The sequence below is a fragment of the Paraburkholderia phenoliruptrix genome, from assembly GCF_902859825.1.
GTDB lineage: Bacteria > Pseudomonadota > Gammaproteobacteria > Burkholderiales > Burkholderiaceae > Paraburkholderia > Paraburkholderia phenoliruptrix.
Genome location: NZ_CADIKB010000039.1, coordinates 33,447 through 52,118, shown reverse-complemented (window position 1 = coordinate 52,118; position 18,672 = coordinate 33,447). Strand labels below are relative to the sequence as shown.

The window sequence follows — 18,672 nt, the reverse complement described above, 5'->3', positions numbered from 1 at the left end:
GATGAAGTTTCTGTCGTCGATGGCGCCCGACTGGAACATCAGCCTCTTTCACTACCGGAACCAGGGCGCGGATTACAGCTCGATTCTCGTCGGCATTCAGGTGCCGGAAGCTGATAACGCCGAGTTCGACCGCTTTCTCGCGACGCTCGGTTATCCGTACTGGGAAGAGACGCAGAACCCGGTTTATCGGCTGTTCCTGGGTTGAACGACTGCAACACGACTGCAACGAACCTGACACCGCAGATGGCTCTTTCGCTTGTCGACAAACTGGTGGTGGCGATCTCCTCGCGCGCGCTCTTCGACTTCGAAGAAGAAAACCGCGTCTACGAGGAAGGCGACCTTCAGGCTTATGAAGCGCTGCAGCGCGCGCGGCTTACCGTGCCCGCGAAGCCCGGCGTCGCGTTTCCGCTGATCCGCAAGCTGCTCGCGTTGAATGCGGGCGGCCATCATGTGGAAGTGGTGATTCTGTCGCGCAGCGATCCGATCAGCGGATTGCGCGCGTTTCATTCGTGCCGCGAGCACGGACTCGCGATCGAGCGCGGCGTCTTCACGCGTGGCCGGGCACCGTTCGGCTATCTGAAGCCGTTGAACGCGTCGCTCTTTCTGTCCGCGAATCAGGACGACGTGCGCGATGCGCTCGCCGCCGGTTTCCCGGCCGCACGCGTGTTGCCGGAATCGGCGAAAATGGCGAGCAAGTATCCGGACGAAATCCGCATTGCTTTCGACGGCGACGCGGTGCTGTTTTCCGACGAAGCCGAGCGCGTGTTCCAGAAAGACGGCTTGCGGGCTTTCGTCGGCCATGAGACGCACAACAGGAATCTGCCGCTTGCCGACGGGCCGCTCAAGCCCTTGCTCGAAGCGCTGCATCGGCTGCAAAAGCTCGCGGATCAGGCCGCGCCCATGCATATTCGTACGGCATTGGTGACGGCACGTTCGGCGCCCGCGCACGAGCGCGCAATCCGAACGCTGATGGCCTGGAACATCGAAATCGACGAAGCGATGTTTCTGGGCGGCCTCGACAAGAGCGCATTTCTGCGCGAGTTCGAGCCTGACTTTTTCTTCGACGACCAAATTGGCCACTGCGAGTCGGCCCGTGTCGTGACGGCGACCGGGCATGTGCTGAGTGGCATCGTGAACGCATCATGACACCCGAACAATCACCGCTGGGTAAGGCCTCCACTTACACCGAACAGTACGACGCCTCGCTGCTCTTTCCGATTGCGCGCGGCAACGCGCGCGGCGCGATCGGCATCGGCGCGCAATTGCCGTTTTTCGGCACGGACATCTGGAACGCGTATGAGCTGTCGTGGCTCAATCAGCGCGGCAAACCGCAGATCGCGGTGGCCACCTTCTTCGTGCCGGCGGACTCGCCGAACATCGTCGAGTCCAAGTCGTTCAAGCTTTATCTCGGCTCGTTTGCGCAGACCGCGTTCGACTCCATCGAAGCGGTGCGCGACACGATCAAGCGCGACGTGTCGGCGTCGTGCGGCTCGACGGTCTCGGTTTATCTGACCGCGCCGCACGATTTCGCCAAATTGCAGATGGAAGAATTCGAGGGCACGCCGCTCGACCGGCTCGATCTCGACGCGGATGTCTACACGCCCGACGCTTCGCTGCTTAAGGCAGCACTGGACGAAGCCCCCGTCGAGGAAACGGTGTTCTCCAACTTGTTGAAATCGAACTGCCCGGTGACGGGACAGCCGGATTGGGGCAGCGTGCAGATTCACTACGTCGGGCCGCAGATCGATCATGCAGGCCTGCTGCGCTACATCATTTCGTATCGCAATCACACCGGCTTTCACGAGCAATGCGTCGAAAAGATTTTTATCGACGTGCTCAACGCGTGCCGCCCGGTCAAGCTCGCGGTCTATGCGCGCTACACGCGGCGCGGCGGGCTCGACATCAACCCGTTCCGCACCAACTACAACCTGCCGATGCCGGACAACATGCGTCTCGCGCGGCAATAAGCACTCGTTGAAGCCTTTTCGCCGCGGACGTGCTTCGGTCACGTCCGCGGCGAACCTTCAGGCGCGTCAGCCCGCCGGCTTCTTGTAGGCGACGCAATCCACTTCGACCTTGCAGTCGATCACCATCGACGAGACCACACATGCGCGCGCCGGCGGATTGTCGCCGAAATATTCGCGAAACACCTTGTTGAACGACGCGAAGTCGCGCGGATCGTCGAGCCACACGCCGCAACGCACCACGTGCTCTGCGCCGTAACCGGCTTCCTTCAGAATGGCGAACACGTTCTGGATCGCCTTGTGCGATTGCTCGACGATGCCGCCGTTGATCACTTCGCCGTTTTCCATCGGCGTCTGTCCTGAAACAAACAGCCAGCCGTCGGCTTCCACTGCACGTGCAAACGGCATGTGCTGGCCGCCCGTTCCTTTACCGCCTTCAACGCCATATCGCTTCATCATTACGCTCCTTAAAGATTGGACGCGCGCAGCCGTCGCGCCGCGCGCCTTCATAAATCGGGATTCGCTAAACCGGTTGCCCCGGCCCCATCAGAACGCGCCCGTGGCGTCCCCCTTCGACGCCGCGCCACGCGCGACGAAATGTCCGGCGCGCTCGCCCGTGACTTCGCCGTTGCGGTAGGTCAGCACGCCGTTGACCCAAACCGCGTCGATGCCGTCGGCGGCCTGCTGCGGTTTCTCGAAAGTCGCCGCATCGCGCACTTTCGCCGGGTCGAACAACACGAGGTCGGCGTGATAGCCGATATGCACCTCGCCGCGCTGCGCGAGACCGAAGCGTCGTGCGGACAGGCTCGTCATCTTGCGCACGGCTTCTTCGAGCGGCAGCAAACCGGCGTCCCGCGCATAGTGGCCGAGCACGCGCGGGAAGGCGCCCCACAAACGTGGATGCGGCAGTGGATCGTTCGGCAAGCCGTCGGAGCCGACCATGGTCGCCGGATGCGAGAGAATGCGCCGCACGTCGTCTTCCGACATATTGTGATAGACCGCACCCGCCGGCCGCAGGCGCTGTGCCGCTTCCTGCTGCGTGACGCCCCACTCGGCGGCAATGTCCTTGACGAGCTTGCCGGCCATTTCCGGATGCGGCTCGGACCACGTCACGGTGATGTCGATGTCGCCCGTGACCTGCTTCAGATCGAGCGTCGACGAACTGCGGTTATACGGATAGCAGTCGCAACCGATAGGCTGCATGCGCCGCGCGCCTTCGATCGATTTCAACACTTCCTCGCTGCGCCCCCAGTTCGACGGCCCCGCGCACTTCAGATGCGAGATCACCACCGGCACGCGCGCGTGACGGCCCACGCGGTAGGCTTCGTCCATCGCGTCGAGAATCGCATCGAATTCCGTGCGCATATGCGTGGTGTACAGCGCGCCCGCGGCGGCGAGCGGCTCGGCGAGCGCCATCACCTCTTCGGTCGGCGCGGCAAACGCGGATCCGTACGCCAGTCCCGAACTCAGGCCGAGCGCGCCGTTCGCGAGCGCCTCTTCGAGCTGCGCGCGCATGCCTTCGATTTCCTGCGGCGTGGCCGCGCGGTCGAGGCGGTCCATGTGATTGTTGCGCAAGGCCGTGTGCCCGATCAGCGCGCCGACGTTGACCGCAGGACGCGCAGCGTTCACTGCCTTCACGTACTCTGCGAAAGTCGGGTACTGGAACGCGTCGCGCTCGCCGAGCAGGTTCATCGGATCGGGCGGATCGCCCTTCAGCGCGACCGGCGAAGCGCTGATGCCGCAATTGCCGACGATCACCGTGGTCACGCCTTGTGTGATCTTCGGCAGCATCTGCGGCGAGCGGATGACATGCGTGTCGTCGTGCGTGTGAACGTCGATAAAGCCCGGCGCGAGCGCCCGGCCCTCGGCTTCGATCACGTCTTCGGCCAGCCAGTTCGACAGATTGCCGATCGCGACAATGCGCCCGTCGCGGATCGCGACATCGCGCTCGACAGGCGGCGCGCCCGTGCCGTCATACAGCTGCGCGCCGACAATCAGAGTATCGGCGGCTTCGGGATGCGAGTGCATGGATCAGTCTCCTATCAGTCACCCAAGGGTTGTCGATCGCCGCCGCCGCGGTGCGTGTCGAGTGCGTGCTTCATGCGGCGGAGCAATTCGCGGCTCTCGTCACCCTGACTGACGGCAAGTTCGGTGACGAGCACATCGAGCGCCATCATCATCGCGTAGCGCGACGACGACGGCTTGTAAATGAAGTCGGTCTCGAAAGCGACAATCGGAATCAGCCAGTCCGCGAGCCGTGCGAGCGGCGACGCGGGCGCCGTCAGCGCAATGACCGTCGCGCCGTAGCTGCGCGCGATCTGGCAGTTTTCCACCATCTCCGGCACTCGGCCGGTCGTGGACAGTGCGATCAGCACGGTATCGCGCGACACGGTGCTCGCGACCATGCGCTGCAACAGGCCGTCCTGATACGTGGCCACGGGTCGCCCGAGGCGCACGAGCCGGAACCGCATTTCGTCGGCGAGCGCGGTGGAGCCGCCGCCCATGCCGAACACGTAGATCATGCGCGCGGCGCGCAGCGCGGCCGCCGCTTCGGCCAACGGCGCCTGGCGCAGCAGTTGATGGTTGTGCGCCAGCGCCGTCTGCAATTCGTCGAATACGCGGGTCGCAATGGGCTCCGGCGCGTCGCCCGGCGTGCCGGCCTGCAAGAAGCGCTGGCCGACCGCCGCGGCCTGCGCGAGCCGCAGCTTCAATTCCCGGACGTCGCGGCAGCCCACCGCCTTCGCAAAGCGCGTGACGGTCGCGACGCTCACCTGCGCCTGCTCCGCCAGCGCGCCGATGCTGGCGCGCGAGGCGCCCGTCAGATCGTCGAGAATCAGCGCGGCCACCTTGCGTTCGGCCGAGCGCAGCTCCGGCGCGCACTCGGCAATGCGCGCAACGATGTCGAAAGTCAGCGGTTCGGCGGTGGAGTTCATGGCTGCTCGTGCCCGGCGGGGGCTTTAAAAGCCGTGGTACTAAATAACATTTCTTTGCCCATCGTACTTTCGGTAACATGGTAAAGTCAACCTCGACGCAATTTAACCGGACGATGGAGCAGGAGACATGAAAGTTACAAACTATCAAGGCGCAACGATTGATCCTTATAGCAAGGGCTTGGGCATGGTTCCGGGCGCGAGCATCCAGCTCACGGACGCGGCGCGTCTGGAGTGGAATCTGTTGAACGAAGACGTGAGCCTGCCCGCCGCCGTGCTCTACGCGGACCGCATCGAGCACAACCTGAAGTGGATGCAGGCATTCGTCGCCGAATACGGCGTGAAGCTGGCGCCGCACGGCAAGACGACCATGGCGCCGCAACTGTTCCGCCGCCAGTTGGAAACCGGCGCGTGGGGCATCACGCTCGCCACCGCGCATCAGGTTCGCGCGGCTTATCACGGCGGCGTCTCGCGCGTGCTGATGGCCAATCAACTGGTGGGCCGCCGCAACATGATGATGGTCGCCGAATTGCTGAGCGACCCGGATTTCGAGTTCTTCTGTCTCGTCGATTCAGTGGAAGGCGTCGAGCAGCTGGGGCGCTTTTTCACGTCGGTGAAAAAGCCGCTGCAGGTGCTGCTCGAACTGGGCGTGCCGGGCGGGCGCACCGGCGTGCGCGACGAAGCGCAGCGCAATGCCGTGCTCGAGGCGATCGCGCGCTACCCTGGCGTGCTGAAGCTCGCGGGCGTCGAATTGTATGAAGGCGTGCTGAAGGAAGAACACGAGGTGCGCGAATTTCTGCAAGGCGCGGTCGCGGTTACGCGCGCGCTCGTCGAAGCGGGGCGTTTCGAGCGCACGCCCGCCATTCTGTCGGGCGCGGGCTCGGCATGGTACGACGTGGTCGCGGAGGAATTCGTGAAGGCGTCGCAGTCCGGCAAGGTCGAAGTCGTGCTGCGCCCCGGCTGCTATCTGACGCACGACGTCGGCATTTACCGCAAGGCGCAGACCGATATCTTCGCGCGCAATCCGGTCGCGAAGAAAATGGGCGAAGGCCTCTTGCCCGCGCTGCAACTGTGGGCCTACGTGCAGTCCATTCCCGAGCCGGACCGCGCGATTATCGGCCTCGGCAAGCGCGATTCCGCATTCGACGCGGGTCTGCCGGAGCCGGCGCGCCATTACCGGCCGGGCAATCAGGCGCCGCGCGACATCGCCGCGAGCGAAGGCTGGGAAGTCTTCGGCTTGATGGATCAGCACGCGTATATGCGGATTCCCGCCGGCGCGGATCTGAAGGTGGGCGACATGATCGCATTCGACATCTCGCACCCGTGCCTCACGTTCGACAAATGGCGCCAGGTGCTGGTGGTCGATCCGGCTTACCGCGTCACGGAAGTGATCGAGACGTTCTTCTGATTGTTCCAGCGGTTTTGACCGCGCGCGGGCCGCATGCTGCGCGCGGGCTGCCGCGGTCGGCGCGCCTCGTTGGAGCCGGCCCGGCGGGCGTCTGGCCGACCGCTTGGCGGGGCGTTTGGCCGACCGTTTAGCCGGCCGTTTGGCCGGCCGTTTAGCCGGCCGATTAGCCAACCCTTAAGCCGACCGTGTGGCCGAGCGCTTAAGCCGACCGTGTGGCCGACTGCTTAAGCCGACCGTGTTGCCGAGCGTCTCGCCACCGCTTAGCCCAGCTTTTCTCCGGCCGTTTCTTCGACGTTAGCCGCCGACACCACTTCGCCGATTCTCGCTTCGAGCATTTTCAACGCGCCTGACAAGGCGCAGAGCGCGTCGTCTGGCAGCGCGGCCATCGTGTCATGCAGGAACGCGTTGCGGCGCGGCAGGCTCGCTTCGGTGGCGGACAGACCCGCTTCGGTCAGGCGCACATTGGTCACGCGGTTATCGCGCGAATCCATGCTGCGCGCGACCCAGCCGAGCCCTTCGAGCGCTTTTAACTGGCGAGTCAGCGCGCCGGGATCGACCCGCAATTGCTCGACAAGCCGCTTCTGCGACGACTCGCCCGCCTGCTCATGCAGCGCGAGCATGATGCGCCAGCGCGGCAACGGGTGGCCGACTTGCGCCTCGAAGGCCGACATGAACGCACGATAGGTGCGGCCGAACTGCTGCATGACGGCGACGCGGTCCTGTTCTTCCATAAGGGTTATGTATCGCTGAAATCGAAAATCAATCCGCGTGGATCACCGGCTCGAGCTTGCGCTGGAGCTTGATCGGCGGAACACGGCGGCTTTGCCATACCGACACGACCGCGACGATGGCCGCCATCGCAAGACCAAAATGGATCGCGGCGACCAGCGTCTCGCGCGCCGTCTCGAGAAGCATTGCGCCATTATGGCCCGCGTGCGCCAACTGGCCGAGCAGGCTGGCTTGCGCTTCGTGGTTGATCAGAATCTGCGGATCGCCGAGGTCGCCGAACCATTGCGACGCGTGATCGCTTTCGAGCGTGCTGCGCACGCCGCTCGCGTACATATGGCTGACGAGCGTTCCGGTAAGCGCGGTGCCGATCATGCCACCGATCATCCGCAGAGACTGCAGCAGCGCGGTTGCGATGCCGAGATGCTCCCGGCCGGCTGTCTGTTGCGCGAAGATCGTGAGGTTCGGCATGACGAAACCGAGGCCGAGGCCGCCGAGCACCATGAAGGACATGAGCAGCCAATGCGGCATGGAGCGCGTGGCCACCACCACGCCGAGGCACGACAGCGCAACCAGCGCAAAGCCGACGTACAGCATCAGATTCGGATTACGCACGCGCGACACCACGCGGCCGTTGGCGATACTGCCGATCGTGATGAACACGACGAGCGGCGTGATCACTACACCGGCTTCTTTCGGCGACATGCCGAAGCCGCCCTGGAACAGCAGCGGCGCGTAAAAGAGCAGCGAGAACATCGTGAAGCCGCCGAGCACCGCGAGCGTGAAAAGCGCGGCGAGGCTCTGGTTGCGGAACATGTCGACGGGAAGAATCGCCGTGGGGCAACGCTTTTCCCACTGCCACAGCGCATACGCCGAAGCGACGCTCAGCGCGAGCAGCGCGCACGCGCCCAATGTGAGCCCATGTTTCGGCAGCAATTCGACGAACAGTTGCAGCGAGCCGAGCGCCACGGCGATCAGCGCGGCGCCGGGCCAGTCGAGCCGCATTTTGCCTGTATGTTCGACGTGCCGCAGATGCGGCAGGAAGCGCCAGACGAAAAACAGCGACAGGATGCCGACCGGCAGATTCACGTAAAAGACCGAGCGCCAGCCGTAGTACTGAGTCAGGAAGCCGCCGAGCGACGGCCCGACGGCATTCGCAATGCCGAACGCCGAGCTCATCAGCACCTGCCAGCGCAAACGCACGACCGAATCCGGAAAGAGGTCCGGAATGCAGGCAAACGCGGTGCCGACCAGCATGCCGCCGCCGATGCCTTGCAGGCCGCGCGCGAGCACCAGGAACAGCATGTTGTTGGCGACGCCGCAAAGCACCGACGCGCCCGTGAACACCACGATGGACGCAATCACGAACGGCTTGCGCCCGTAGTAATCGCCGAGCCGCCCGAAGATCGGCACGGTAATCACCGAAGTCAGCAGATACGACGTGGCCACCCACGCATAGAGCTCGAAACCCTTGAGTTCGGCAACGATGGTGGGAAGCGCGGTGCCGACCACCGTCTGGTCGAGCGCGACCAGCATGGTGACGAAGGAGATGCCGAGCATCGCCAGCAGCGATTCCCGGAACGGCAAGACTTGCCCACTCGAATGATGGGCAGCGGTATGGACAGCCATTTTTGATGTAGCAACAGTTGACCCGTCAAACGATTTGGGAATCATACCACGCAGGCGGGCTCTAAGCAGGACGTCGAAAAGCGCTACGCCGCGCCTCGCTCGACTGAAGAATGCATTTCACCTGACGCCAGGGAGGCACATGGAGCCGAGTTCGCTCATAGCACAATCCTTGTCGGAAGAAGACCTGGCCGCGCTGCGCCGCGCGAAACACGAATTGGAAAGCCCCGCGCTGACGATGAAACTGGCGAGCATCGTCGGTGCGCCGTTGGAGAAGCTGATTGCGCGCATGCCCGCGTTCGCCAACGAAAAGGTTGCGGACGCGACGGAACTGGCGCTGCGCAAGTGCCTGTCCATCGCGCTGCGCACGCTCGGCCGGCGCGACGGCGGTTCGTCGCTCGTCACGCCCGAGAAGCCGAGCAACCTGCTGCATAAATTCGCGGTGGCCACTACCGGCGCGGCCGGCGGCGCGTTCGGCCTCTTCGCGCTGCCCGTCGAGTTGCCGGTCACGACGACGCTGATGTTCCGCTCGATTTGCGACGTGGCGCGTAGCGAAGGCGAGGACCTGAAGTCGATCGACACGCAGCTCCAGTGCCTGACGGTGCTGGGCATGGGCGGCACCTCCACCGCGGACGACGACGCCGACTACGGCTACTTCATCATGCGCGGCGCGCTTGCGCAGGCGGTATCGAAAGCGTCGTCCGAAGTCGCGACGAAGGGTTTCACCACGCACGGCTCCGCTGCCCTGCTGCGCCTCGTCAACACGATCGCCGCGCGCTTCTCCGTGCAGGTCAGCGAGCAGATCGCCGCGAAGTCCATTCCGGCGATCGGCGCGGTGCTCGGCGCAATGGTCAACACGGTGTTCATCGACCACTTCCAGCAGGTCGCGCACGGCCATTTCACCGTGCGGCGGCTCGAACGGCAGTACGGCGAAGAGACCGTCAAGGCCGCGTATCAGACGATCGACGTCGCGCTCGACGTCTGAGCGGCATGGGCGGCGCGACTCGTCGAGCGCCGGATGAAGGCGGCGCCGCGGTCGAGCGCGCGATTCGCCTCGGGGATGAACGGCGTGAACAGCGGCCACACGTGCGGCATCTTGTTCCAGACCTCGAGTTCGCAATCGACGCCCGCCGCGCGCGCGTTGGCCGCGACGCGCCGCGAGTCGTCGAGCAGGACTTCGGTGCTGCCCGCCATCATGAAAAGCGGCGGCAAGCCGCGCAAATCCGCGTAAACCGGCGACGCATACGGATGCGTGGCCGGCATATCGCCGAGATAGACCCTGGCGGCTCGCGCGATTGCCGGACCGCTGAACATCGGATCGGCGCCATCGTTCTCGACAATGCTTGCGCCTGTTGCCGCGAGATCCGTCCACGGCGAGAACAGCAGCGCGCCCGCGGGCAGCGGGTCGCCCGCGTCGCGCAGCGCGACGAGCGCCGCGAGCGCAAGGCCGCCGCCCGCGGAATCGCCTGCAATGACAATGGACCGCGGCGGCGTGCCGTCGGCGATCAACTGGCGATAGGCGGCGGTTGCATCGTCGAGCGCGGCAGGAAAACGGTGCTCGGGCGCGAGGCGGTAGTCCAGCGAAAAGACCGGCGCGTTTGCACGCGTGGCGAGGCCGAACACGATCGACCGATGGGTTCGCGGCGAGCAGAAGTAATAGCCGCCGCCGTGGCAGTACAACACCGTGGCTTGCGGGCCGGCTGCGGGCTCGGCGCCCACGCGCTCAATCCATTCTCCGCGCGGCTCGCCGTCGGCGCCATTCAGCTGCCGCAGACGCCAGCCGCGCGGCACATCCGGCGACCAGACGCGCTTTGCCGTCAATGCGCGCGCCTTGTTCACGTCGATCTGCGGATGTAGCGTTCGAGGGCGAAACTGCCTGCGCAAAAACCAGCACGCGAGTGCGCTTTGCCAACTCATCGGGACATGCTCCTTCGGAAATGTCCCCTCATGGTACGTGCGTTGACCGCAGCGCCGGTGGACGGCGGCTTCTAATCTCGAAAAAGCCGCGGCCGCGGCGCGCGCTAAACACGCGGCGCGGCGCGACTCTTGCGATTTTTCCGGACGTGTCAGTTTGCCGGCAAGACCTGCCCGCGAATTTCACCGGTTGGATTTTGCGCGGTATGAATGTTGAAGTACCACTGACCCGCCATCAGGTCGGTGACCTGCTGTTCGCTGAGCGCAGCCGAGCCTTTAATCGGACTCGCGAGCGCGTTCTTGTCGATGGGCACCTGCACTTTCGCGTTTTGCCCCACGGGCGCCGGGCCGTGGAAATGCGCGGCTGTTACCGGGCCGCTCAGCCCTTCGTAGCTGACCGTCCATTGCAGCGATTTCGTCGACGTGTCAAAAGTTGCATTCAGCGCGCCGTGCCCGTGACTCACACGAGGCGGCACTTCGCTGGAAGGTTCGAGGTCTGCCTTCAATGCGACGGTGTCCGCAAACGCCACACCCGCCATTGCCGCCCACACAGCCACCGCCAGATTCAGTTTTTTTAGCGTGATCATGGTCTTCTCCGACTGGTTGCGCCCCAGCGCCGACCCATCGACCTGTGGGCCGGCGGCGAAGCCATCACATACTAGTGCAAAACGTCGGAGCACGTCGGCCGTGGAAAGCGCGTCGACGTCTGCGTGGCGGCGCGCTGCTTGGCGCGCCTGTTGCGAGCTTTTGAAACGGTTATTTGCAAATTCTGTAATGAATTATCCGCGCGATCCCGGGTATGCTTTGGGCTCGCGAGAAGTGACTCCTTCATCGAGGGATGTCTCCAAATCTTTAACGCGGCTTCGGCCGCGTTTTTTTTCGCCTGGGTTTTTTGCCCCGCTTCATTGCCCCGCTTCATTGCAATGCGGTTGACGGAGGGTTGTCGCGAGCATGCGAGTCTCCGCAGGGAGCGAAACGATCAGGCGAGCAACGCGGCTTGCTGCTCGATGCCGTCGAGCATCGCGTTGCATCTGTCGATGAGCGCCAGTCCGTCGCGGCGCGTGCGCTCCGGGGAACGGAGGATCAGGCGGCGATAGTCGTCCAGCGCGCTGATCAGCGGCGGATACTGCAGCACGCTCGCTGCTCCCGCCACGCGATGAAGCCACTCGCGCACGCGGACCCCGTCCATGTTCTCGAGCAACGGCGCGAGCGACTGAATGTCTTCGCGCACGGAAGAGACGAACGAATCGAGCAACGCCTTCACCGTGGATTCGCTGCCCCACAGTTGCGTCATCTGACCGAGGTCGACGGGGACGAACGGATCAGCGGCCTTTGCCGACGACCCGGCAATGTCAGCTGCGTCGGCGGTCTCGGCCGGCGCGGCCTGCCACGCGCTGTCCGTGCCGAACCAGCGGCTCAGATACTCGCGCAGCGTGGCTAGGCGCGTCGGCTTGATGAGACTCTCGTCCATGCCCGCTTCGCGACACAGGCGCAAGTCTTCGGGCGCGGTGTTCGCGGTCACGCCGAGAATCGGCAGACGCTGCGCGCCGCCCTGCTCGCGCTCGCGCTCGCGGATGCGACGCGTCAACTCGTAGCCGGACACGTTCGGCATATGGCAGTCGGTGATCAGGCATCCATAACTCGTGTGTTCGAGCGCGGCCAGCGCTTCGGCGCCGTCGTTGGCGACGTCGCACGCGAAACCGAGCAGCGCCAGCTGATGCCGAATCAGCTCCTGATTCACCGGATGATCTTCAGCGACAAGGATCAGCCGGCCGCTCGCGATGGCCCGCTCGCGGTCCGGCGGCGCGGTGATCCGCTCAGGTCGCGGCATCCCGGCCGACGGCGCCGGCACGGACTGAAGCCCCGTCATGGCCGCCGCGCACGCCGCCCCGAGCCCGCGCCACGAGATTGGATTGATGCTGAGGCGCACATTGTCTTCGAGAATGCGGTAACCGGTGGGCTTCGCTTTTTCCGTGAGCGATATGACCCGCACGCTGTGTCTAACGTTGGCGGGCAACCTCACGTCCTCGCTCACGAACAGCAGATCGATGCCGCCGAGCGCGGCGCTGCAACGCAGTTCGACAGCATCCGCAGGCATGTGGCGCAGTTCGAGCCCCAGCGCTTGCCCGAAATGGACGAGCGCCTGGCCGACTCGCGCGTCGTTGATCGCGACGAGACCGCGCCTGCCGCGCAAGCCGTTCACCGAATAGCCTCGCGTCTCGACCGGCATGCCGAGACGCACCGTCATGCGTGTGCCGCGGCCCGGTTCGCTTTCCAGCGCGAGCGAGCCGTTCATCAATTCGATCAGCTTGCGGCAAATGGTCAAACCGAGGCCGGTACCGCCGAAGCGGCGCGTGGTGGAAGATTCGGCCTGCACGAACGGCTCGAACAGTTTCGCCTGAACATCGGCTGCAATGCCGATGCCGGTGTCTTCCACGATCACCTCGATCGTCTGAAGCTCACTCGTTTGCGCAACGACAGCCACGCTCACGTCCACCTGGCCCGCGGGCGTGAACTTGATCGCGTTGCCGAGCAGGTTGAAGAGCACCTGCCGCAACCTCACGCTGTCGCCGCGCAGCGTGGCGGCGACGTCGGAGGCAATGTCCACGCGGACTTTCAGACCCTTCTCGTGCGCGCGCCCGGCGAGCAGGCCCACCGCGTTGTCAACCAGTTCGCGCAGGTCGATGGGCTCCGCCTCGATGGTCAGGCGCCCCGCCTCGATTTTCGAGTAGTCGAGCAGATCGTCGAGAATTTGCAGCAGCGCGCCCGCCGACTCGTGAATCATGCCGAGCATTTCGCCTTGGTCCGCATTGAGCGGCGTGCGCTCCAGCACTTCGACGAGGCCGAGCACGCCGTTCATCGGCGTGCGGATTTCGTGGCTCATCATTGCGAAGAAGTCGTCTTTGGCGCGTGAAGCGGCCTCGGCGACGTCGCGCGCGCGAGCGAGTTCCTCGGCACGCGCATGTTCGACGCTCGCGTCCACCCAATAGCCGCTCCACACGACGCTTCCGTCCGCCTCGCGGCGCGGCACCACTTCCGCGCGGGTCCATTTGAACTCCTGCTCGGGACCGAGACGAAATTCGACCAGCACGGGCGTCTCCAGCCGCGCCGAACGCTCGAGCTCGGCCATCACAAAGGCACGGTCTTCTTCGCAGATGCGTTCGAAGTCGGCGTGCTCGCGGCAAGCGTCTCTCCTCCGCCCCTGGCGAAGCAGAAGTCCTGGCGCACCGCCGATGTAGGGGAACGAATAGGCGCCGTCCGCCGTGCGTCGCAGTTGGAACACCACCGCCGGCAACGAGCGCGTGACGTCGAATAGCCGCCGCTCGGTATCGCGCGCACGCATTTCGGCGCGCCGGATATCGGTGATGTCGACCATGGTGCCGAGCGAACACACCGGCTGGCCGTCGTTGCCGCGGCAGATGCTCGTCCAGAACAGGCCATGCCGCACATCGCCGGGACTGCGCTCGAACTGAAGCTCCACCTGAGCCATGTCGCCGCCTTCGAGCAAGTCGAGCCGCATCTGGTCGAGCACGCGGCTGTTGGCCTCGCCCCACGTCTGCACCTCCATGGTGGTGCGCCCAAGAACTGCCTCGCGGCCGAGCCCGCACGCTTCTTCATATGCACCATTGACGGCGATATAGCGGCCTTGCAGGTCTTTGGCGACGAGCGGATAGGGCACCATCTGCATCATGGTTTCCTGGAAGTTCAGTTGCAGCGCGAGTTCGCGCTCCGTCTTCTTGCGGCGGCGCACTTCGCGCTGCAGAAGCAGATACGCGCGCAACGTAACGAGCAACGCCACGCCGATGCCGATAAGCACGGGCAGCAGACGCACCGCGGAAACGCTCCATGTACCCACACCGGCCGCATTGCCGGTCACCCATTTTTGCCGGATGCGCTGTTTCTCGGCGGGCGGCATGGCCAGCAGCGCGCGGTCGATCAGCCCGGCGAGCGGGCTCAGATCAGGGCGCACGGCAAAGTCGAGCGCGTCCGATTCGCCGACGGTGCCGAGAATCTTCAGCACGCCCGCGTATTGGCGCTTGAGCACGATGTCCACGGCGGCTACGTTTTCCACCACCACGTCCGCCTCGCCGGACGCCACCATGCGCAGCGCCTCGTCGAGGCTGGGCGCGATGACCACGTGGTCCTTCGGAACGCGCTGAAAGGCGAGCGGGTCGACCCCGGCGACATGCGACGACACCACGATGCGCCGCGCGGCGAAATCGCTGAGGGCACGCGCAGCAGGCTCGTCGTCGCGCCCGACCATGACGAGTGGATAGCTCTCGTACGCGCGCGTATGCCGCGCCTTCGCGAGGCGTGGATCGTTGCTCGATCCCGTGGTGAGGACCGCAAGTTCGCCGCGCTGAAAGGCTTCGATCGTGCTCGGCCAGTCGGGTTGCCGCGCGCGGTTGAACACGACGCCAAGCGTGCGGCTCAGGTAGGCGAGGTAGTCGGAGGTCACGCCGGCGGGGCTCCCGGACGTGTCGATATAGCTGAAAGGCGGCCAACTGCTGTCGAAGCCGACCTGCAACGGCGGCAGCGAGCGCAGCCAGGCCCGTTCCTGCTGCGTGAGTTCCAGACGCGAAGTGGCGAGCTCAGGCTTCACGCCGAAATTGCCGGAAAGCCAGTGCACGCGAATCGCCGTTTCGTCGGCCTGATTCATGGAGGCCAGCGCGCGGTCGAGGTTGTCGCGCAATGCGACGCGGCTGCGCGGCACACCGAAACGCAGCTCCGCGCTTTTGGTGGTTTCCTCGAATGCCACGCGCAGATTGCGGAATTCCTCCGTCGCGAGCGCATATTGGACGGCAGGCGTAAAGCCGAGATAGACGTCGGCATCGCCATGGGCGACGGCGGCGAGCGCCGCGTGCGTCGACGTGAACGCGCTGATCTGCGCATGCGGAAAGCGCTCGCGCAAGGAGCGCTCGAGCGCAAAGCCCTTCTCGATTGCAATGGACGCCGCTGCAATGCGCGCCGGACCCTCGTACATGTCGCTGTCGCGGCGGACCACCGCCGACGTCGACGCGCGAAAATACGGCGCCGTGAAACTGATGCAACGCTCGCGCTCCGGGGTGCGGGCGAGGCTCATCACGAGATCCACTTCGCCCGCGCATGCGGCGGCGATCAGTTGCGGCATGTCAGGATAGGCCTTGGGCTCGATCGCGACGCCCGGCCCGACGAGCGCGCGCAGGTAATCGACGCTCATTCCGCTCAGCCGGCCGTCCTGCAGCGAGTCGAACGGCAGCCAGTTGTCTGCAAGGACGCCGACGGTGATGTGCTGCGGAAAGGCGCCGGCCGTCTGCCGTGCCGCGGGTTCGCCGAACGGCTGCGCGATGGCCGCCAACTGCGCCGCAGCGAGCAGACAGAGCCCGGCGAGCCACATCCACGCACGCCGCAGCACGCGCGCTCTCGTAGCCGTCTGCAAGCGCATGGCGATGAAATTCAGCGACACGGCGCGGCTCAAGCGGCTTCGCTGTGCCCGTCGGCCAGCGCAGCGGAGGACGGGTCCGATCGTCCGCCAAGGAACGAAAACAGAAAGCCGGCCAGCACGCCCCCGGACATGGGCGCCGCCCAGAACAGCCACAGCTGGTCGAGCGCCCAATCGCCGACGAACAGTGCCTGCCCCGTGGAGCGCGCCGGATTGACCGAGCCGTTGGTCACCGGAATCGACACCAGATAGATGAGCGCGAGACATCCGCCGACCACCATCGGGCCGCCAGGCTCCGCCTTGTATCGCTTGGCCACGACGAGACTCACCATGACGAACGCGAACGACAGCACGAATTCGACGACGAGCGCCGAGTGCAGCTTGTAGTCGGAAGGCGAGTGATCGCCAAAGCCATTGGCCGCGAATTCGCTCGCGCCCATGTCAAAGCCGGGGCGACCGTTCGCCACATAGACGAGGAGCGCTGCGGCCGCGACCGCGCCGAGAATCTGCGCGGCAATGTAGGGCAGCAGGTCTTTGACTGGAAACCGTTGCGCGGCGGTGAAGCCGACCGTGACGGCCGGATTGAAATGGGCGCCGGAGGTTTCGCGAAACCAGTAACTCGCCGTGGCGAGCGCAACGCCGAATGCCAGCGAGACCTCGAGTACGCCGTATCCCTGCTGAACGGCGCCGGTGTTCAACACGATACTGCCGCAGCCGATGAACACAAGCCATGCGGTACCCACACCTTCGACCAACAACCGCTTACCTAGCACGGCCATGCCGCCCTCCTGTCGCTATGCAAAGCAGACGGCGCCGCGTGATTTGCGCGAGGCGCCCGCCTCAAGTTCCCGGCTTTGCCCGGCGCGGCCTCAAGAAATCACTGCTTCGATGAGGCCAACGTCTGCAAATGCCGAAGCTAATTCGCAACTATGGAGGGGCCAGGCGTCTCGACCAATCAGAAGACTCCTAATTTCGGGACTGCGAGCTGGGGATAGGCGCGAGTGGCCGCACGGGTTCCGCTAGATCAAACCGATCTGCCGCGCGTAGTCGACAAGATCGGACTCGGTTTCGAGGCCGAGCTTGCGCATGGCGGTACGCTTCTGAGTGCTGATGGTTTTGCCGCTGCGCTGAACACGCGCGGCAATTTCGTGCACCGCGAAGCCTTGCGCATAAAGCTGAAATATTTCCCATTCGCGCGCGCTCAGAACACCGGCACGCGGCTGCGGCGGCGCCTCTGCCGTCTTCATCACGATGCGTACCTGTTCCGACAGATAGACGTCTCCGGCCATGGCTGCCTGGATCGCGTCGATCAACGCAGCGGCCGTGTCGCGCTTGTCGACGATAGCGCTGACGCCCAGATGCAGAAGCCCCGACAGCATGTGCGCCTGAGAGGTCATGGTGAGCACGACAACCGGTGGATGGACGCGGCCCCGCAACACGCGACGCAGGAACGAAACTGCATTGCTGCCGCCGTCCAGTCCGGGCATGCCGATGTCGGATATGACGACGTCACACTCGCAGTTGTCGAGCAGGCTGGCGAGGCCATGTGTGTCGCAGGCCTCGCCAACGATTTCGACGCCAGGCGCGGCCTGCAACAACCTCGTCACGCCGACGCGGATCCAGTCGTGGTCGTCCGCCACGATAACGCGCATTTTCTCTGTCATTGTTTTCTTATGTGATCGACTGGCTTGCCGAGTACAAAAGTACTTCCCCCGAACAACGCCAATGCATTGGTTTGCTGGCCGCGCCGGCTGCGCGCAGCCTCTGTCTGCACGTGCGCCGCAGGTCAGCGACCTTCGACGCGCGCCTCGGACACCACGCCGTGCTCGACAGCGAAACGGAACAGTTCGGCGTCGCTGTACAGCGCCAGCTTGCGCATGGCCGTGCATTTCTGCGCGCTGATGGTCTTGACGCTGCGCCCCAGCCGGCCGGCAATTTCCGTGACGCCGAGCCCCGACGCGTACTGTGTGAACACCTCGAGCTCGCGCCGCGACAACACGGAACGCACGAAGTCGAGACGCTGCATGGCCGTTGCCTCGGCAATGAGCGCGCGCACGGCCGGCCCCAGATACGATTCGCCCGCGAGCGCTGTGACGATCGCCACGTGAATCAGATCGATGCGGTCGCGCTTGCTGATCAGCGCATGCACGCCCAGCGCGAGAACGCTTTGCAGCGCCGCGGCCTCCGTTTCCATGGTGAGCACGACGAGCGCGACATGGGGATAACGCCGCCTGAACTGCCGAACCGCCTCGATGCCACTGCCGTCCGCGCCGCCTGGCATGTAGAGATCCATGAGCACGAGGTCGCATCCCGTGCGTTCGACCTCGGCAAAAAGCTCCGTCGCGTCGAGCGCCCGGCCGACCACCTCCATGTTGGGGTAGCCGCTCATCAGATTCTCGATCGCCAACAGGACGAGCGGATGATCGTCCGCGATGATCGCCCGAACCGGCGCGCCTATTTCAGCCGTCTCGCCCATCGTCTACCTCTTCTCCATATCCTGGCTCCCGTCGTCGTCTCATGCGCAACTGGCCGTGTTCGATCATCCGGCATTCCGCCGGCTTTAAACATAAGATCGATCCGAAACAGCTTTGAAACAACCTCAATAACCACGTCGATTAAATTGCTTAGCTATGCGATTCAATTTTAAGAATTTCAATGTACCCGACGCACGAGAATAACCAG

The 18,672-nt window shown here is 64.5% G+C and carries 15 protein-coding genes and 1 pseudogene; 5 read left to right on the top strand and 11 right to left on the bottom strand.

From position 1 onward, the window contains the following. From HV711_RS27080 to queF, 3 genes and pseudogenes are all read left to right on the top strand, one after another. Window positions 1–205 (top strand): annotated as a pseudogene (locus HV711_RS27080) (threonine ammonia-lyase, biosynthetic); the annotation flags it as partial. Between the two features lie 38 nt (window positions 206–243). Next, window positions 244–1,146: a 5'-nucleotidase gene (locus tag HV711_RS27075; RefSeq protein ID WP_013587088.1), complete on the top strand. Its 903-nt coding sequence runs from the start codon at window positions 244–246 to the stop codon at window positions 1,144–1,146. Further along, on the top strand, window positions 1,143–1,967 hold the full coding sequence (gene queF / locus HV711_RS27070; protein ID WP_013587087.1) for an NADPH-dependent 7-cyano-7-deazaguanine reductase QueF: 825 nt from the start codon (window positions 1,143–1,145) through the stop codon (window positions 1,965–1,967). The genes HV711_RS27075 and queF overlap by 4 nt, the downstream gene beginning before the upstream one ends. Window positions 1,968–2,033: 66 nt before the next feature. Here queF and HV711_RS27065 read toward each other — a convergent pair whose 3' ends face one another. The 3 genes from HV711_RS27065 to HV711_RS27055 form a co-directional block, all read right to left on the bottom strand. After that, window positions 2,034–2,420: a RidA family protein gene (locus HV711_RS27065; RefSeq protein WP_028362877.1), complete on the bottom strand. Its 387-nt coding sequence runs from the start codon at window positions 2,418–2,420 to the stop codon at window positions 2,034–2,036. A 90-nt stretch (window positions 2,421–2,510) separates the two neighbouring features. Beyond that, on the bottom strand, window positions 2,511–3,992 hold the full coding sequence (locus HV711_RS27060) for an N-acyl-D-amino-acid deacylase family protein (protein WP_035481561.1): 1,482 nt from the start codon (window positions 3,990–3,992) through the stop codon (window positions 2,511–2,513). Between the two features lie 14 nt (window positions 3,993–4,006). Continuing rightward, window positions 4,007–4,897 carry a MurR/RpiR family transcriptional regulator gene (locus HV711_RS27055; RefSeq protein WP_013587085.1) on the bottom strand — a complete coding sequence of 297 codons (891 nt, stop codon included), beginning with the start codon at window positions 4,895–4,897 and terminating at the stop codon, window positions 4,007–4,009. 127 nt (window positions 4,898–5,024) lie between these two features. On the opposite strand from HV711_RS27055, the gene HV711_RS27050 reads away from it, so the two are divergent. Continuing rightward, window positions 5,025–6,302: an amino acid deaminase gene (locus HV711_RS27050; RefSeq protein ID WP_035481563.1), complete on the top strand. Its 1,278-nt coding sequence runs from the start codon at window positions 5,025–5,027 to the stop codon at window positions 6,300–6,302. Window positions 6,303–6,562: 260 nt separating this feature from the next. Here the strand turns inward: HV711_RS27050 and HV711_RS27045 are convergent, their stop codons facing one another. Both HV711_RS27045 and HV711_RS27040 read right to left on the bottom strand, forming a co-directional pair. Continuing rightward, complete coding sequence (locus HV711_RS27045) at window positions 6,563–7,033, bottom strand: MarR family winged helix-turn-helix transcriptional regulator (protein WP_013587083.1); 471 nt, start codon at window positions 7,031–7,033, stop codon at window positions 6,563–6,565. 28 nt (window positions 7,034–7,061) lie between these two features. Next, window positions 7,062–8,657, bottom strand: a complete 1,596-nt coding sequence (locus tag HV711_RS27040) for an MDR family MFS transporter (protein WP_035481565.1) — start codon at window positions 8,655–8,657, stop codon at window positions 7,062–7,064. Between the two features lie 139 nt (window positions 8,658–8,796). On the opposite strand from HV711_RS27040, the gene HV711_RS27035 reads away from it, so the two are divergent. Continuing rightward, window positions 8,797–9,639, top strand: coding sequence for an EcsC family protein (locus HV711_RS27035; RefSeq protein ID WP_035481568.1), 843 nt, complete (start codon window positions 8,797–8,799; stop codon window positions 9,637–9,639). Here HV711_RS27035 and HV711_RS27030 read toward each other — a convergent pair. From HV711_RS27030 to HV711_RS27005, 6 genes are all read right to left on the bottom strand, one after another. Then, the gene (locus tag HV711_RS27030) at window positions 9,609–10,571 is read right to left on the bottom strand and encodes an alpha/beta hydrolase (RefSeq protein WP_035481579.1); all 963 of its coding nucleotides are present in this window, start codon (window positions 10,569–10,571) and stop codon (window positions 9,609–9,611) included. The two genes, HV711_RS27035 and HV711_RS27030, sit on opposite strands and share 31 nt — an antisense overlap. Window positions 10,572–10,720: 149 nt before the next feature. Then, complete coding sequence (locus HV711_RS27025) at window positions 10,721–11,155, bottom strand: CHRD domain-containing protein (protein WP_013587079.1); 435 nt, start codon at window positions 11,153–11,155, stop codon at window positions 10,721–10,723. Between the two features lie 392 nt (window positions 11,156–11,547). Continuing rightward, entirely contained in the window at window positions 11,548–16,014 is a 4,467-nt protein-coding gene (locus HV711_RS27020; protein WP_082201474.1) for an ATP-binding protein, read from the bottom strand. Between the two features lie 8 nt (window positions 16,015–16,022). Continuing rightward, window positions 16,023–16,769, bottom strand: a complete 747-nt coding sequence (gene aqpZ, locus HV711_RS27015; RefSeq protein ID WP_013587077.1) for an aquaporin Z — start codon at window positions 16,767–16,769, stop codon at window positions 16,023–16,025. 240 nt (window positions 16,770–17,009) lie between these two features. Further along, the gene (locus tag HV711_RS27010) at window positions 17,010–17,654 is read right to left on the bottom strand and encodes a response regulator (protein ID WP_013587076.1); all 645 of its coding nucleotides are present in this window, start codon (window positions 17,652–17,654) and stop codon (window positions 17,010–17,012) included. A 122-nt stretch (window positions 17,655–17,776) separates the two neighbouring features. Continuing rightward, window positions 17,777–18,466: a response regulator gene (locus tag HV711_RS27005; RefSeq protein ID WP_035481582.1), complete on the bottom strand. Its 690-nt coding sequence runs from the start codon at window positions 18,464–18,466 to the stop codon at window positions 17,777–17,779. Window positions 18,467–18,672: the final 206 nt, after the last annotated feature.

Coding starts and splice junctions, on each gene's coding strand:
- HV711_RS27075 (WP_013587088.1), top strand. CDS start 244: ATGGCTCTTTCGCTTGTCGACAAACTGGTGGTGGCGATCTCCTCGCGC.
- queF (WP_013587087.1), top strand. CDS start 1,143: ATGACACCCGAACAATCACCGCTGGGTAAGGCCTCCACTTACACCGAA.
- HV711_RS27065 (WP_028362877.1), bottom strand. CDS start 2,420: ATGAAGCGATATGGCGTTGAAGGCGGTAAAGGAACGGGCGGCCAGCAC.
- HV711_RS27060 (WP_035481561.1), bottom strand. CDS start 3,992: ATGCACTCGCATCCCGAAGCCGCCGATACTCTGATTGTCGGCGCGCAG.
- HV711_RS27055 (WP_013587085.1), bottom strand. CDS start 4,897: ATGAACTCCACCGCCGAACCGCTGACTTTCGACATCGTTGCGCGCATT.
- HV711_RS27050 (WP_035481563.1), top strand. CDS start 5,025: ATGAAAGTTACAAACTATCAAGGCGCAACGATTGATCCTTATAGCAAG.
- HV711_RS27045 (WP_013587083.1), bottom strand. CDS start 7,033: ATGGAAGAACAGGACCGCGTCGCCGTCATGCAGCAGTTCGGCCGCACC.
- HV711_RS27040 (WP_035481565.1), bottom strand. CDS start 8,657: ATGGCTGTCCATACCGCTGCCCATCATTCGAGTGGGCAAGTCTTGCCG.
- HV711_RS27035 (WP_035481568.1), top strand. CDS start 8,797: ATGGAGCCGAGTTCGCTCATAGCACAATCCTTGTCGGAAGAAGACCTG.
- HV711_RS27030 (WP_035481579.1), bottom strand. CDS start 10,571: ATGAGTTGGCAAAGCGCACTCGCGTGCTGGTTTTTGCGCAGGCAGTTT.
- HV711_RS27025 (WP_013587079.1), bottom strand. CDS start 11,155: ATGATCACGCTAAAAAAACTGAATCTGGCGGTGGCTGTGTGGGCGGCA.
- aqpZ (WP_013587077.1), bottom strand. CDS start 16,769: ATGGCCGTGCTAGGTAAGCGGTTGTTGGTCGAAGGTGTGGGTACCGCA.
- HV711_RS27010 (WP_013587076.1), bottom strand. CDS start 17,654: ATGACAGAGAAAATGCGCGTTATCGTGGCGGACGACCACGACTGGATC.
- HV711_RS27005 (WP_035481582.1), bottom strand. CDS start 18,466: ATGGGCGAGACGGCTGAAATAGGCGCGCCGGTTCGGGCGATCATCGCG.